Raw genomic sequence first — 15,717 nt, forward strand, 5'->3', positions numbered from 1 at the left:
CACAGACAGTTGCAATTGTCCGCCACGCGGTGCCGACCTGACTCGGCGAAGCAATGAAGAGGTCAAGGGTCACTAATCCTTAGTAAAAAGTAGCCATGCACGAACTCTATCAGCCCCGTGAAATCGAAGCCGCCGCCCAAACGTTCTGGGATGAGCAAAAGTCTTTTGAAGTCAGTGAACAGCCAGGCAAGGACACCTTCTATTGCCTGTCGATGTTTCCTTACCCGAGCGGCAAGCTGCACATGGGTCATGTGCGCAACTACACCATTGGTGACGTGATCTCCCGCTACCAGCGCATGCTCGGCAAGAATGTTCTGCAGCCACTGGGCTGGGACGCTTTCGGCATGCCGGCTGAAAACGCCGCCATCGACAACAACGTCGCGCCGGCCAAGTGGACCTACGAAAACATCGACTACATGAAGACCCAGCTCAAGAGCCTGGGTCTGGCGGTTGACTGGTCGCGCGAAGTCACCACCTGCAAGCCTGATTACTACCGCTGGGAACAATGGCTGTTCACTCGCCTGTTCGAAAAAGGCGTGATCTACCGCAAGAACGGCACCGTGAACTGGGACCCGATCGACCAGACCGTACTGGCCAACGAGCAGGTCATCGACGGCCGCGGCTGGCGTTCCGGCGCGCTGATCGAAAAGCGCGAAATCCCGATGTACTACTTCAAGATCACCGCGTACGCCGATGAGCTGCTGGAAAGCCTCGACGAACTGCCGGGCTGGCCTGAACAGGTCAAGACCATGCAGCGCAACTGGATCGGCCGTTCGCGCGGCATGGAAGTGCAGTTTCCGTACGACCAGGCGTCGATCGGCGAAGCCGGTGCCCTGAAAGTCTTCACCACCCGCCCTGACACCCTGATGGGGGCGACCTACGTCGCCGTGGCGGCTGAACACCCGCTGGCAACCCTGGCCGCTCAAGGCAACCCCGCCCTGCAGGCGTTCATCGATGAATGCAAGGGCGGCAGCGTTGCCGAAGCCGACGTTGCCACACAGGAAAAGAAAGGCCAGGCGACCTCGTTGTTCGTCGAGCATCCACTGACTGGCGAGAAACTGCCGGTGTGGGTCGCCAACTACGTGCTGATGCACTACGGCGATGGCGCGGTCATGGCCGTACCGGCACACGACGAGCGTGATTTCGAGTTCGCCACCCAGTACGGTCTGCCGATCAAGCCCGTGGTACGCACCAGCGCCGGCGACCAAACGCCGGCCCCATGGCAACCGGCCTACGGTGAGCATGGCGAGCTGATCAACTCCGGCGAGTTCACCGGCCTGACCTTCCAGGACGCGTTTGACGCCATTGAAGCCGCGCTGGTCAAGAAATCCCTGGGCCAGTCCCGTACCCAGTTCCGCCTGCGCGACTGGGGCATCAGCCGCCAGCGCTACTGGGGCTGCCCGATCCCTATCGTGCATTGCGACACCTGCGGCGACGTGCCGGTCCCGGAAGACCAGTTGCCGGTTGTCCTGCCTGAGGATGTCGTGCCCGACGGCGCTGGCTCGCCACTGGCGCGCATGCCCGAGTTCTACGAATGCAGCTGCCCGAAATGCGGCGCACCGGCCAAGCGTGAAACCGACACCATGGACACCTTCGTCGAGTCCTCGTGGTACTACGCGCGCTATGCGTCGCCGCATTACGAGGGCGGCCTGGTCGAGCCGAACGCTGCCAACCACTGGCTGCCGGTGGATCAGTACATCGGCGGTATCGAACACGCGATCCTGCACCTGCTCTACGCCCGCTTCTTCCACAAGCTGATGCGCGACGAAGGCCTGGTAACCTCGAACGAACCGTTCAAGAACCTGCTCACCCAGGGCATGGTCAACGCCGAAACCTACTTCCGCATGGAAACCAGCGGCAAGAAAACCTGGATCAACCCGGCCGACGTGACCCTCGAAAGAGACGCCAAGGCCAAGGTGATCAGCGCCAGACTGACCAGCGACGGCTTGCCGGTGGAAATCGGCGGCACTGAAAAGATGTCGAAGTCGAAGAAAAACGGCATCGACCCACAGACCATGATCGACCAGTACGGTGCCGACACCTGCCGTCTGTTCATGATGTTCGCCTCCCCGCCCGACATGAGCCTGGAATGGTCCGACTCGGGCGTCGAAGGTTCGCATCGTTTCCTGCGCCGCGTATGGCGTCTGGCTCAGGCGCATGTAGCTCAAGGGCCATCGACCGGCCTGGACGTTGCGGCGTTGACCGATGAGCAGAAAGCCATCCGCCGCGCGATTCATCAGGCGATCAGACAGGCGAGCCAGGATATTGGCCAGAACCAGAAATTCAACACCGCTGTCGCGCAAGTGATGACGCTGATGAACGTGCTGGAAAAGGCCCCGCAGGACACACCGCAGGATCGCGCCCTGATGCAGGAAGGCGTGGAAACCGTCGCCCTGCTGCTGGCTCCGATCACACCGCACATCAGCCACGAACTGTGGAAGCAACTGGGCCACAATGAGCCGGTGATCGACGCGGGCTGGCCTGCATTCGATGCAAGCGCGCTGGTACAGGACAGTCTGCAACTGGTGATTCAGGTCAACGGCAAACTGCGTGGTCACATCGAGATGCCCGCCAGCGCCAGCCGCGAAGAGGTCGAAGCGGCCGCACGCGTCAACGAGAACGTATTGCGCTTCACTGATGGCCTGACCATTCGCAAGGTGATCGTCGTGCCTGGCAAGCTGGTCAACATCGTCGCAAGCTGATTGGATCGGGCGCCCGGCAAATGCAGGGCGCCGAACATATTTCCAGGGCACGCACTGGCGGCCCAAACGGATTCAAGGGGAGCATCAAGATGATCAAACGCAATTTGCTGGTGATGGGCCTGGCTGTTCTGTTGAGTGCCTGTGGCTTCCAGCTGCGTGGCACCGGTACCACCGAGCTTGCGATCAAGGAGCTGGATGTCAGCGCCCGCAACGCCTATGGCGAAACCGTGACGCAACTCACTCGCCTGCTGACCAGCTCCGGCGTCAAGGTCTATACCGGCGCGCCTTACAAGCTGATGCTGACCAACGAGGCCGAGACTCAGCGCACCATCAGCTACTCGGGCTCGGGTCGCTCGGCTGAATACCAGCTGACCACCACCCTGACCTATGAAGTGCATGGCGACAAGGATCGCTTCCTGCTTGGCGATAAAGTCACTGCAGACCGTTCCTACGTGCACGACGGCAACAATCTGACCGGTTCCGACCAGGAAGCCGCCCAGGTTCGTCAGGAAATGCGCAACGACCTGATCCAGAAAATGATGGCTCGCTTGCAGCAACTGACCCCTTCGCGTCTGGACGAGCTGCAGGCCAAGGCCGATGCGGTTGCCAAGGCCGAAGCCGACGCACTGGAGGCTGCCCAGCGAATCCGCGACGAGACGCCTCAGCAGTCGCCTGTCGAAGTTCCAGCCAGATAAGTGTCTGGGGCCGGTTCTCCGGCCCCGACATGCTCTGACTCATGAAACTCGCCCCCGCCCAACTCGGCAAGCACTTGCAAGGCACACTTGCGCCCGTCTATGTGATCAGCGGTGACGATCCGCTGCTCTGCCAGGAAGCAGCTGACGCCATTCGCGCAGCCGCACGCCAGCAAGGCTTCGATGAGCGGCAGGTATTCAGCGCCGACGCCAGCTTCGACTGGGGCACATTGCTCCAGGCGGGTGCCAGCATGTCGCTGTTTGCCGAACGCCGTCTCCTGGAGTTACGTCTGCCCTCCGGCAAGCCCGGCGACAAGGGTGCTGCGGCACTCATGGAATACTGCGCCAGACCTGCCGAAGACACCCTGCTGCTGATCAGCCTGCCCAAGCTCGATGGCAGTGCGCAGAAAACCAAATGGGGCAAGGCCCTGGTCGAGGGCGCGCAAACCCAGTTCGTGCAAATCTGGCCGGTGGACATCGGCCAGCTGCCGCAATGGATTCGCCAGCGCCTGTCGCAGGCAGGTCTGGCAGCCACTCAGGACGCTGTCGAACTGATCGCTGCCCGGGTCGAAGGCAACCTGTTGGCCGCCGCGCAGGAAATCGAAAAGCTCAAATTGATGGCCGAAGAAGGCCAGATCACCGTCGAGACCGTGCAGGCGGCCGTAGCCGACAGTGCGCGCTTCGACGTATTTGGCCTGACCGATGCAGTGCTCAATGGCGAAGCTGCCCACGCGCTGCGCATGCTCGAAGGACTGCGTGGCGAAGGGGTCGAAACGCCGGTGATTCTCTGGGCATTGACCCGCGAACTGCGCGCCCTGGCCAACATGTCGCAACAGTTCAGCCAGGGCGTACCGCTGGACAAGGTGTTCAGCTCGGCACGCCCGCCGATCTGGGACAAGCGCAAGCCACTGATGAGCAAAGCCCTGCAACGTCACTCGGCCAAACGCTGGAGCCAGCTGCTCATGGATGCGCAACGCGTCGATGCGCAGATCAAAGGCCAGGCAGCAGGCTCGCCCTGGAGCAGCCTGAGCCGGCTGGCACTGCTGATGGCGGGGCAACGATTGGCATTGCCTGCGGAGTAGGCCTCATGTGCGACATACCTACTGGCCTGTTTGAGGTCGTTGCTCGTGCCATTTTCTATCCGGTCGGATGGCCTGTCGTAAAACTCCTGACGCTTGGCAAATACCCTGTAAAAGGCTCTTGGTTTGCGGAAACCCCAGCCGCAAATTGGGCGACAGGCATGGGAGTTGCCACCCTTGCAATCATCATGATGGCGCTACTGCATCAGTTTGATTTTTGATCAAATTCGCGAGCAAGCTCGCTCCTACAGGTCTTCATTCACTCGGCCAATTACGTACTCAGCGCCATAGCACACGACTATTGGACACACGCGCGGCTCTGCCCGATGATTCGCAACGTTTTACAACACCCATCAGGAGCACCTGCCATGAGCAAGCCAAAGCGGCCGAACAAGGCCAAATCCATCATCGCCCAGCCCTTGTTCCGCAGTCGTCAGGAACAACCGGCCAAAGGCAAAGGCAGCTACCGCCGCGAAGCCTTCCAGTCTAAAAGCTGGGAGGCTTCCTGCTTTATGGCAGCCTGATATCGAGCAACATTTCCGGGGCGCTTTCAACCGCTTAGCCGTGTTATGGTCTGCACCTAACGGTAATACCCTTGGACTCAAGCATGCCTTCTCGTTTTACCCATCGCCCGCAGCTGCGCCAACTCATCGCTGCCTCCAGTCTTGTTGCCCTGGTAGCCTGCGCAGAAAAACCCACTGCAGCCGATGCCACGCCTCTTCAATCCAGCAAGGTGCAGACAAACGCTCCTGCCGTAGCGCCTACGCCAGCACTGGTCGTTGATGACAACCTCACGATTCAGCCCGCCGTCAGCTTCAGCGAATGGCAGGCCGGCTTTCGTGCCCAGGCGTTGAAGGCAGGCATTCGCGCGGACGTATTCGATCTGGCATTTGCCGGTGTCACCCCCGACATGAGCGTAGTCAAGGCCGACCGCAGTCAGCCTGAATTCAGCCGCCCGGTCTGGGAATACCTTGACGGTGCCATCTCTGCCGCACGCGTACGCAAGGGTCAGGCGCTGCTGTCGCAGTATGCCGACGACCTGCAGAAGATCGAGCAGCAGTACGGCGTCGATCGTCAGACGCTGGTCGCGGTGTGGGGTATGGAAAGTAATTTCGGGTCGTTACAGGGTACGCAATCCGTCATTCGCTCACTCGCGACACTGGCCTATGAAGGTCGCCGTCCCGGCTTTGCACAAAGCCAGTTGCTCGCCGCGCTGGAAATCATCCAGCATGGCGACATAACCCCGGACAAAATGCTGGGGTCGTGGGCCGGTGCGATGGGCCAGACGCAGTTCATCCCGACCACCTATAACACCCATGCCGTGGATTTTGACGGCGATGGCCGCCGTGATATCTGGAACACCCCGGCCGATGCCCTGGCATCCACTGCGCACTACCTGCAAAGTTCCGGCTGGCAGCGTGGTCAGCCCTGGGGCTTTGAAGTGGTGCTCGGCTCGGGGTTCGATTACTCGCTGGCCGACTCGACGACCCGCAAGAGTCTTGCTGAATGGCAGCAACTGGGTCTGAAACAGCCCGACGGCTCAGCCATTCCGGTCGCCGCCAGCCAGCAGCAAGCCGCCTTGCTGTTGCCAGCCGGTTATCGCGGGCCGGCCTTTCTGGTGCTGGACAACTTCCGCGCCATCCTCAAGTACAACAACTCGACCTCCTACGCACTGGCGATCAGCCTGCTCTCCGATCGCTTCAAGGGCGCGGGCTATGTCGTGGGCAGCTGGCCACGCGGAGACCTGCCGCTGAGCCGCTCAGAGCGCATTGAGCTGCAAACCCTGCTCTCGGCACGCCAGTACGACGCAGGCGCGCCAGACGGCATTATCGGCGCCAATACACGCAAGGCCATCCGCAGTGCGCAGCAATCGCTCGGCTGGCCAGCCGATGGTTACCCGACGCATGAATTGCTGGAGAACCTGCGCAAGCCTGTCGGGCAGTAATCGGGAGGACGCAGAGCGTCCAGAACGGCATGCCAACGCGGAGCATTGGCACGATAGCGTTCTTACGGACGCCTATCGTTCCTCACGCTCCAGCGTGGGAATGCATTTCCGGACGCTCCGCGTCCAATCTCGACTTACGATGCGGCGAAGAGTGTGACGCAAAGCGTCCAGAACGGCATGCCAACGCGGAGCGTTGACACGATAGTCCGCAGATAATCGGCACGATCATCAGCCACAAAAAGAAGGGCCAGGTATCGCTACCTGGCCCTTCCTGTTTTTGCGGCGTGCTGTCAGAGCATCGCTTTGGCGATCTTGGCCTGCTCGTCGGCGTGGTACGAAGAGCGTACCAGCGGCCCGGATGCGACGTTCTTGAAGCCCATCTTGTAGCCTTCTTCGGCGAACCAGGCAAAGGTGTCGGGGTGGACAAAGCGCTGCACGGGCAAGTGATTGCGTGAAGGCTGCAGGTATTGACCCAGGGTCAGCATGTCGATGTCGTGTTCGCGCATGCGCTGCATGACTTCGATGACTTCTTCGTCGGTCTCGCCCAACCCCAGCATCAGCCCGGACTTGGTCGGTACATGCGGGACCATCTGCTTGAAGCGCTGCAGCAGGGTCAGCGACCACTGGTAGTCCGACCCCGGACGCGCAGCCTTGTACAGACGCGGTACGGTTTCCAGGTTGTGGTTGAACACGTCCGGCGGCTCGGCGGCGGTGATTTCCAGCGCCACGTCCATCCGGCCACGGTAATCGGGCACCAGCGTTTCGAGCTGCACGCCCGGCGACAGCAGGCGGATTTCACGGATGCAGTCGGCGAAGTGCTGAGCACCACCGTCACGCAGGTCGTCACGGTCAACCGAGGTGATCACCACGTACTTCAGGCGCAGGTCGGCAATCGCGATGGCGAGGCTCTTCGGTTCGTTGACGTCGAGCGGCTTCGGACGACCATGGCCCACGTCACAGAACGGGCAGCGACGGGTGCAGATGTCGCCCATGATCATGAACGTTGCAGTACCACCGGAGAAGCATTCGCCCAGGTTGGGGCAGGACGCCTCTTCACAGACGCTGTGCAGCTTGTGCTTGCGCAGCAATTGCTTGATACGGTCGACTTCCGGAGAAACCGGGATGCGCACGCGAATCCAGTCGGGTTTCTTCGGCAGATCTACCGTCGGGATGATCTTGACCGGGATGCGCGCAACCTTTTCCGCTCCGCGCAGCTTGACGCCCGCTTCGACTTTCGGACGGGCCACTCGCTCGGAAACATCCAGCGTCGGGATCAGGGTTTGCACGGTGTCAGTCATAATGGTTTATTCCGCCCGTAAGGGTCGCCTGCTCAGCGTAGTCGAGGTGTTTGACGAGCTGCGCACGCAGTCGGGCACTTACCTCGGAAAATTCTATCTGCCCTGCCTGATCGCTCAGTTGGGTCATGGCCAGCCCGGCGTATCCGCACGGGTTGATGCGGCGGAACGGCTCAAGGTCCATGTCGACGTTCAACGCCAGACCATGAAACGAGCAGCCGTTGCGAATGCGCAGACCGAGCGACGCTATCTTCGCGCCGTCGACGTATACGCCAGGGGCATCAGCCTTGGCTGCTGCCTTGACGCCGTAGTCGGCGAGCAAGGCGATGAGGGTGTTCTCGATCCGGGTGACCAGATCGCGAACGCCGAAACCAAGGCGCCTGACGTCCAGCATCAGGTAAGCGACCAGTTGGCCCGGGCCATGATAAGTCACTTGGCCGCCACGATCGACCTGTACGACAGGAATATTACCCGGCAGCAGCAAATGCTCGGCCTTGCCGGACTGTCCCTGGGTGAAAACCGGCGGATGCTGAACCAGCCAGACCTCATCGGCAGCCTCGCGGCCACGCTCGTCGGTAAAGCGCTTCATGGCGTGCCAGGCGGTTTCGTAATCGATCAGGCCCAGATCACGAAAACCCAGCGTACCCGCCATCAGAGCACCATGTGCACGAAACCCGTAGCGCGCAAGGCACTATTGATATCGCGCAACTGGTCTTCGCCGGTAGCGACAATGTGCAGTTGCACAGTGGTGTATTTGCCGTTGCTGCTCTGACGCTCGGCGAGCGTCTTGAGGTCGACCGTGGCATGCTTTTCAAGCACTTCCATCACGGCCGCCGTAAAGCCCACACTGGTGTCACCGATCACCTTGATCGGGTAGTCATTGCAGGGAAATTCTATTTTGTGCGACTTGATGTCGGTATCAGTCATGGCAGTAAAGGTCTCACAAGCCGTGACGACGGACACGCGGCCCGCTCAGATCATGAGCAGGCCGCGAGAAGGTCGGCATTGGTTACTGGATCAGTTGAACAAGCCGTAGAAGAACAGGCGGATGCTATCCCACACGCGGCGGAAAATACCACCTTCCTCAACCCCATCGAGCGCAATCAGATTGGCGGTGTGAACCACCTGATCGTCTTTCTTGACCTCGACCTTGCCGATCACGTCGCCCTTGGCGATTGGCGCAACGAGTTGCGGGTTCATGGTCATGCTGGCAGACAGCTTCTTCATGTCGCCTTTTGGCATGGTCATGCTCAGATCTTCAGCCAGACCGGCCTTGACCTGACGCTCGGTGCCTTTCCAGACCGTGGCCTGGGCCAGCTCGGTGCCCTTCTGATAGAAGTTCTGGGTTTCGAAGAAACGGAAGCCATAGGTCAGCAGCTTCTGGGTTTCCGCCGCACGGGCCTGTTCGCTGTTGGTGCCGAACACCACGGCGATCAGGCGCATGCCGTCACGTACTGCCGAGGACACCATGCAGTAGCCGGCTTCATCGGTGTGACCGGTTTTCAGACCGTCAACGGTCTTGTCGCGCCACAGCAGCAGGTTACGGTTAGGCTGTTTGATGCCGTTCCAGAAGAACTCCTTCTGCGAGTAGATCGCATAGTGAGCCGGGTCCTCGTGAATGATCGCGCGTGCCAGGATCGCCATGTCGTGAGCCGACGAGTAGTGCTCAGGGTTCGGCAGACCGGTCGGGTTCATGAAGTGGCTGTTGGTCATGCCCAGGTCGCCGGCAGTCTTGTTCATCATGTCGGCGAAGGCGTCTTCGCTGCCGGCGATGTGCTCGGAGATCGCGACACTGGCGTCGTTACCCGACTGGATGATGATGCCGTGCAACAGGTCGCTGACCGTGACCTGGCTGCCGACCTTGATGAACATCCGCGAACCGCCTGTGCGCCAGGCGTTTTCACTGATCGTCACCGGATCGTTTTCGCCGATCTGGCCGCGACGGATTTCCAGGGTCGCGATGTAGGCGGTCATCAGCTTGGTCAGGCTGGCAGGAGCCAGACGCTGATCACCATTGTTCTCGACCAGGACATTGCCACTGGTGGCATCCATCAGCACGTAGGACTTGGCCGCCAGTTGCGGTGCAGCAGGCGTCATCTGCTCTGCCGCCCACACAGTCGGGGTGATAATCAGTGGAACAAGCAGGCACAAACGTTTTGCAAAGGTGGTGATGTTCATCCGTCTCTCGAGAATCCTAATGGGCAAACATGCCCTTGCGGGCAAAACTGAACAGACCGGCGAAGCGAAAACGCTTCGGTACGGCTCGTGGCGCCAGGCTGTAACCCTGGCTGACAAAGTCGCCTGTTCGACACACGACCTTGTGGGCAGTTACCTGCAACGCTTGCCCTGAAAGCAAATCTGCGCCGCGTGCGACTGCATATCGTCCCCCATTATTGCCGGGGAACGATTGTCGAAGAACTTACTGATCCGATGTCACTACGCTCGGCTGACCCAGATTGGCCGACCTGACGCTGTTTTGCAGCTGCTGGGCTTCACCCTGCGTGTCGATCGGTCCCATCCGCACTCGATAGAGTGTTTGCTGATTGCGCGCTATCGAGCTGACGAACACCGGCGCTCGAACCATCCCGCTCAATTTCGACCTCAGGAGTTCCGCAGCGTCCGGGTTGGCGAAGGCTCCCACCTGGAGAAACAGCCCAGCGGCTTGTCCTGAAGCGTTTTTTTTTGCGTCAACCTGCATCGGCACGACGGGTGCAGCGTGCTGCTGAGGCGGCGGTGTGTACTGCTCGACGGTGCCGGTCGAAGTGGACAGCGCAGGCGGCGTCGCCTGGGCAACGACCTGCGGCTGATTGAGCAACAGCGGCGCCGGACGACCCCGTTGCGCCCACCATTCCTGCGGGTCGATACCCTCGACCTTGACCCGAGCCGTGCCGGTTTCGGCATAGCCGAGCTTTTTGGCGGCCGCGTAGGACAGGTCGATGATGCGGTCGGAATAGAACGGCCCGCGATCGTTGACGCGCAGGATCACCGTGCGATTGTTGTCCAGGTTGGTCACTTTGACGTAGCTGGGCAGCGGCAGGGTCTTGTGCGCGGCGCTCATGCCATACAGGTCATACACCTCGCCGTTGGCGGTGTTCTGGCCATGAAACTTGGTGCCATACCAGGAGGCGGTGCCCGAAGCGACGTAACGCTTGGCATCGCTCATCGGGAAGTAGGTCTTGCCCAGCACGGTGTACGGGTTGGCCTTGTAGGCCCCGGTGTGCAGGGTCGGCGTTGCGTCAGGGATACGCGAGACATCCACATCCCACCACGGCGCGCCGTCCTTGTGGGCTCTGTTGATGTCCAGGCCCGGCATCGAGCGCACAACTGCACCGCCTTTTGGCGGCTGCGACGACGTTGTGCGTGACGGCGACGAGCAACTGGCAACCAGCACTGCCAGGCCGGTCAGCGCCAGAAGCTTGAATGATTGAAGAATCGGCGATGCCCGCATTACTTGACGCCTCGAGCTTGAACCAACGATTCAGACAGCTGATATACGGCCATGGCGTACATCACACTGCGGTTATAACGGGTGATTGCATAAAAATTGTTCAAACCCAGCCAGTATTCAGGACCATTGTCGCCTTCCAGACGAAATGCCGTCACCGGCATATCGTCGCGCAGCGCATCATGACTCGCCCAGCCCAGCTGTCGCAACTCCCCGACCGACATTACCGGATCAAGCGCAGGACTCAACCCCTCGTCAACCCGGTCGCCACGGGCCGTGACGCGACTGACCACCGGCTGACCGGCCACCCAGCCATGGCGTTTGAAATAGCTGGCGACACTGCCGATGGCATCGTCCGGGTCGGTCCAGATATTGATGTGACCGTCACCGTCGAAATCCACCGCGTAGGCGCGGAAACTGCTCGGCATGAACTGCGGCAGCCCCATCGCCCCGGCGTAAGACCCCTTGAGGGTCAGGGGGTCGACCTGTTGCTCGCGCGCCAGCAGCAGAAACTCGCGCAGTTCCTTGCGGAAAAACTGGGCGCGCGGCGGGTAATCGAAGCCAAGCGTCGACAGGGCGTCGATCACCCGGTAATTACCGGTATTGCGGCCGAAGAAGGTTTCTACACCAATGATCGACACGATGATCTGCGCCGGCACGCCATATTCCTGCTCGGCACGCGCCAAGGCGGCCTCATGCTGACGCCAGAAGTCGACACCGCGAGCGATGCGCGTATCGGTGATGAACATCGGCCGATACTCTTTCCACTGCTTGACCCGTTCGGCCGGGCGGGAAATGGCATCGAGAATGGCCTGCTTGCGCTCGACCTCGCGGAACAGGCTCATCAACTGCTCACCGGCAAAGCCATGATCGCGGGTCAGCTCACCGACGAATTCCGCCACCTGGGGCGACCCATCATAGTCGCCCGCCAGCGCCTCTTGCACCGAGCCAAGGATGCCCACCAGACCGACCACCGGAGCATATCGAGCCCAGTTACGCATTGCTTGCATTGAATAGTTCACCTTAATCAAACTTGAGCGATCCATTTACGATGTGTATGGATCGACATCAAAACCCCAAACGCTGACAGTAGGGTTACGAGCGAAGTTCCGCCGTAGCTAATGAAGGGCAACGGCACCCCCACCACTGGCAGCAGGCCACTGACCATACCGATGTTGACGAAAACGTAAACAAAAAACGTCATGGTCAACGCGCCGGCCAGCAGTTTGCCGAATAATGTCTGCGCCTGCGCAGTGATCACAAGCCCGCGGCCGATCAGCAGCATATAGATGATCAGCAGCGCACAGATGCCTACCAGGCCGAACTCTTCACCCAATACTGCAATGATGAAGTCGGTATGGCTTTCCGGCAGAAAGTCGAGGTGCGACTGGGTACCGAGCAACCAGCCTTTGCCGAACACGCCGCCCGAACCGATCGCAGCCTTTGACTGAATGATGTTCCAGCCGGTCCCCAGCGGATCGCTTTCGGGGTCCAGAAAGGTCAGTACGCGCTGCTTCTGGTAGTCGTGCATGAAGAAGAACCACATGGCCACCGCGGCCGGTATGGCCGCCGCCAGTACACTGATAATCCAGCGCCAGCGCAAACCGGCCATGAACAGCACGAAGGCACCCGACGCCAGAATCAGCAGTGACGTTCCCAGGTCGGGCTGGCGCACGATCAGAATGAACGGCACACCAATCAGGGCGAGACTGACCGCCACGTGCTTCAAATGCGGCGGCAGCGTGCGCTTGGACAGGTACCAGGCGATGGTCGCCGGCATAATGATCTTGAGAAACTCCGAAGGCTGGAAGCGGATCACCCCGGGAATGTTGATCCAGCGCGTTGCGCCCATGGCGTTGTGGCCCATGACATCCACCACCACCAGCAGCAGCACGCCGATGACATACAGCACCGGCACCCAGCGCGCCATGAAGCGCGGCTCCAGCTGGGCGATCACCACCATTGCCACCAGACCGATGCCGAACGAACTGGCCTGTTTGATCAGCAGGTCCCAGTTCTTGCCGCTGGCCGAATACAGCACGAACAGGCTGCCCGCCGCCAGCGTCAGCAGCAGGATCAGCAATGGGCCATCGATATGAATGCGCTGCAGAAACGTGGCGCGGCGACGCATCACGTCTTCACTGGACAGGATGCGGTCGAAATTACTCTTCACGGGCCGCAGCCTCCAGATTCAGGGAACCGGCGTACTCGGGTTTGAGATGGCCGTTTTCGTCGAGCAGCCAGGCGTCCAGGACCTGACGCACGACGGGTGCAGCAACGCCGGAACCGGACTCGCCGTTCTCGACCATCACTGCAACAACGATTTTCGGGTTATCAGCCGGGGCGAAGCCGACGAACAAGGCGTGGTCGCGGTGGCGTTCCTGCACCTTGGTGCGGTCGTATTTCTCGCCCTGCTTGATGGCCACCACCTGGGCAGTACCGCTCTTGCCGGCAATCCGGTACTGCGCACCAATGGCGGCCTTGCGCGCCGTACCGCGCGCGCCGTGCATCACTTCCTGCATGCCATGGTTGACGCGTCCCCAGTTGGCCGGGTCGCGCAGCACGATGTCCGGCATCGGATTTTCATCAACAGGCGCCTTGCCTTCGATGGTTCTGGCCAGATGCGGCCGATTCCATACACCCTTGTTGGCCACCAGCGCGGTCGCCTGGGCCAGTTGCAAAGGCGTCGCCTGCATGTAGCCCTGACCAATCCCGAGAATCAGGGTTTCGCCAGGGAACCAGGCCTGACGGCGCGTGGCGCGCTTCCACTCGCGGGACGGCATCAGGCCGGGAGATTCTTCGAACATGTCCAGCGAGACCTTCTGCCCGATACCGAACTTGTTCATGTAGGTAGCCAGTCGATCAATGCCCACCTTGTGTGCCAGATCGTAGAAGTACGTGTCATTTGAACGCATGATCGCCGTATCCAGATCGACCCAGCCATCGCCGGTGCGGTTCCAGTTGCGGTACTTGTGATCATAATTGGGCAGTTGGTAATAGCCCGGATCGAATACCCGCGAGCCAGGCGTCACCGCACCGGTATCCAGCCCGGCAATCGCCACTGCAGGCTTGATGGTCGAGCCCGGCGGGTACAGCCCTCGCAGGATGCGGTTGAACAGCGGCCGGTCGATGGAATCGCGCAGCTCGGCATAGGCCTTGAAGCTGATGCCGGTGACAAACAGATTCGGATCGAAGCTCGGCGCACTGACCATCGCCAGCACTTCCCCGGTGGCCGGGTCCAGCGCGACGACCGCACCACGACGACCGCCCAGTGCCGCTTCGGCGGCTTCCTGAAGCTTGATGTCCAGGCTCAGGACGATGTCCTTGCCGGGGATCGGGTCGGTGCGCTTGAGCACACGCAATACGCGACCACGGGCGTTGGTCTCGACCTCTTCGTAGCCGACCTGACCATGCAGCTCGGGCTCGTAAAAGCGCTCGATGCCGGTCTTGCCGATATGGTGCGTGCCGCTGTAATTGATCGGGTCGAGGCTCTTGAGCTCTTTCTCGTTGATGCGCCCCATGTAGCCGACCGAGTGGGCAAAGTGCGGCCCTTGCGGGTAATGCCTGACCAGTTGCGCAACCACTTCGACGCCCGGCAGGCGGAACTGGTTGACGGCGATCAGGGCGATCTGTTCCTCGCTCAGCTCGAACAGGATGGGCACCGGCTCGAATGGCCGACGCCCCTGCTTCATGCGCTTTTCGAAGATGATGCGGTCGTCGGGGGTGAGCTGCAGGATCTCGACAATGGTGTCGAGCACGCTGGACCACTCGCCGGCGCGCTCACGGGTCATGCTGAGACTGAAACTGGGCCGGTTATCGGCGACCACAACGCCGTTACGGTCGTAGATCAACCCGCGGCTGGGCGGAATCGGCTGAACGTGAACGCGGTTATTTTCCGAAAGCGTGGAGTGATACTCGTACTGGATGACCTGCAGGTAATACAACCGGGCAATCAGCACGCACACCAGCAACACCACCGCCACAGCACCGAACACGACCCTGCCGCGCACCAGGCGTGCGTCCTTTTCGTGGTCTTTGAGGCGGATCGGTTGAGACATTTAGGCCGTATTCACAGTAAAGACGATGCTACTTGTGATAAGGGTGCCCGGACAGGACCGTCCAGGCGCGATACATCTGCTCGCCGATCAGGATGCGCACCAGCGGGTGCGGCAGGGTCAGCGGCGACAGAGACCAGCGTTGTTCACTGCGGGCACAGACTTCAGGCGCCAGCCCCTCGGGGCCGCCGACCATCAGGTTGACCGTGCGCGCATCGAGACGCCAGCGATCGAGCTCGACCGCCAACTGTTCGGTGCTCCACGGTTTGCCATGCACTTCCAGCGTGACAATCCGCTCGCCCGGCTGCACTTTCGCCAGCATCGCCTCGCCTTCCTGACGGATAAAGCGCGCGACGTCGGCGTTTTTGCCTCGGGTATTGAGCGGGATTTCCACCAGTTCAAGCGCAAGCTCGGAGGGCATCCGCTTGGCATATTCGTGCCAACCTTCTTCCACCCACTTGGGCATGCGCGAACCCACAGCGATCAGACGCAGACGCACATCAA

The 15,717-nt window shown here is 60.7% G+C and carries 15 protein-coding genes; 6 read left to right on the forward strand and 9 right to left on the reverse strand.

Features of this window, described 5'->3' with window-relative positions; genetic code table 11:
* Window positions 1–95: 95 nt before the first annotated feature.
* The 6 genes from leuS to KUIN1_RS22865 all read left to right on the forward strand — a co-directional run bounded on the left by leuS (window position 96) and on the right by KUIN1_RS22865 (window position 6,418).
* The gene (gene leuS / locus KUIN1_RS22840; RefSeq protein ID WP_058822767.1) at window positions 96–2,702 is read left to right on the forward strand and encodes a leucine--tRNA ligase; all 2,607 of its coding nucleotides are present in this window, start codon (window positions 96–98) and stop codon (window positions 2,700–2,702) included.
* 89 nt (window positions 2,703–2,791) lie between these two features.
* Window positions 2,792–3,397: an LPS-assembly lipoprotein LptE gene (locus KUIN1_RS22845; protein ID WP_103713645.1), complete on the forward strand. Its 606-nt coding sequence runs from the start codon at window positions 2,792–2,794 to the stop codon at window positions 3,395–3,397.
* Window positions 3,398–3,438: 41 nt separating this feature from the next.
* Entirely contained in the window at window positions 3,439–4,476 is a 1,038-nt protein-coding gene (gene holA / locus KUIN1_RS22850; protein WP_011268982.1) for a DNA polymerase III subunit delta, read from the forward strand.
* 5 nt (window positions 4,477–4,481) lie between these two features.
* Complete coding sequence (locus KUIN1_RS22855; RefSeq protein ID WP_011268983.1) at window positions 4,482–4,694, forward strand: hypothetical protein; 213 nt, start codon at window positions 4,482–4,484, stop codon at window positions 4,692–4,694.
* Window positions 4,695–4,841: 147 nt separating this feature from the next.
* Window positions 4,842–4,997 carry an alternative ribosome rescue factor ArfA gene (gene arfA / locus KUIN1_RS22860; protein WP_002555325.1) on the forward strand — a complete coding sequence of 52 codons (156 nt, stop codon included), beginning with the start codon at window positions 4,842–4,844 and terminating at the stop codon, window positions 4,995–4,997.
* Between the two features lie 83 nt (window positions 4,998–5,080).
* Window positions 5,081–6,418, forward strand: a complete 1,338-nt coding sequence (locus KUIN1_RS22865) for a lytic murein transglycosylase (RefSeq protein ID WP_024639414.1) — start codon at window positions 5,081–5,083, stop codon at window positions 6,416–6,418.
* A 290-nt stretch (window positions 6,419–6,708) separates the two neighbouring features.
* Here the strand turns inward: KUIN1_RS22865 and lipA are convergent, their stop codons facing one another.
* The 9 genes from lipA to rlmH form a co-directional block, all read right to left on the reverse strand.
* Window positions 6,709–7,716 (reverse strand): lipoyl synthase, encoded by a 1,008-nt coding sequence (lipA, locus tag KUIN1_RS22880; protein WP_002555327.1) that lies wholly within the window; start codon window positions 7,714–7,716, stop codon window positions 6,709–6,711.
* Window positions 7,709–8,365: a lipoyl(octanoyl) transferase LipB gene (lipB, locus tag KUIN1_RS22885; protein WP_024639415.1), complete on the reverse strand. Its 657-nt coding sequence runs from the start codon at window positions 8,363–8,365 to the stop codon at window positions 7,709–7,711. Before lipB ends, lipA begins: the two co-directional genes overlap by 8 nt.
* A complete protein-coding gene (locus KUIN1_RS22890; RefSeq protein ID WP_003340907.1) occupies window positions 8,365–8,640 on the reverse strand; it encodes a DUF493 domain-containing protein in 276 nt (91 codons plus the stop codon). The genes lipB and KUIN1_RS22890 overlap by 1 nt, the downstream gene beginning before the upstream one ends.
* A gap of 90 nt (window positions 8,641–8,730) precedes the next feature.
* On the reverse strand, window positions 8,731–9,891 hold the full coding sequence (locus KUIN1_RS22895; protein WP_024639416.1) for a D-alanyl-D-alanine carboxypeptidase family protein: 1,161 nt from the start codon (window positions 9,889–9,891) through the stop codon (window positions 8,731–8,733).
* Between the two features lie 241 nt (window positions 9,892–10,132).
* Window positions 10,133–11,161 carry a septal ring lytic transglycosylase RlpA family protein gene (locus tag KUIN1_RS22900; protein ID WP_024639417.1) on the reverse strand — a complete coding sequence of 343 codons (1,029 nt, stop codon included), beginning with the start codon at window positions 11,159–11,161 and terminating at the stop codon, window positions 10,133–10,135.
* The gene (gene mltB / locus KUIN1_RS22905; protein ID WP_024639418.1) at window positions 11,161–12,168 is read right to left on the reverse strand and encodes a lytic murein transglycosylase B; all 1,008 of its coding nucleotides are present in this window, start codon (window positions 12,166–12,168) and stop codon (window positions 11,161–11,163) included. The genes KUIN1_RS22900 and mltB overlap by 1 nt, the downstream gene beginning before the upstream one ends.
* 17 nt (window positions 12,169–12,185) lie before the next feature.
* Window positions 12,186–13,289 (reverse strand): rod shape-determining protein RodA, encoded by a 1,104-nt coding sequence (gene rodA / locus KUIN1_RS22910; protein WP_003399772.1) that lies wholly within the window; start codon window positions 13,287–13,289, stop codon window positions 12,186–12,188.
* Window positions 13,290–13,320: 31 nt separating this feature from the next.
* Window positions 13,321–15,216 carry a penicillin-binding protein 2 gene (mrdA, locus tag KUIN1_RS22915; RefSeq protein WP_003399770.1) on the reverse strand — a complete coding sequence of 632 codons (1,896 nt, stop codon included), beginning with the start codon at window positions 15,214–15,216 and terminating at the stop codon, window positions 13,321–13,323.
* Between the two features lie 28 nt (window positions 15,217–15,244).
* Window positions 15,245–15,712 carry a 23S rRNA (pseudouridine(1915)-N(3))-methyltransferase RlmH gene (rlmH, locus tag KUIN1_RS22920; RefSeq protein WP_002555336.1) on the reverse strand — a complete coding sequence of 156 codons (468 nt, stop codon included), beginning with the start codon at window positions 15,710–15,712 and terminating at the stop codon, window positions 15,245–15,247.
* Window positions 15,713–15,717: the final 5 nt, after the last annotated feature.

This window comes from Pseudomonas sp. KUIN-1 (genome assembly GCF_009176725.1).
GTDB classification, from domain to species: Bacteria; Pseudomonadota; Gammaproteobacteria; order Pseudomonadales; family Pseudomonadaceae; genus Aquipseudomonas; species Aquipseudomonas fragariae.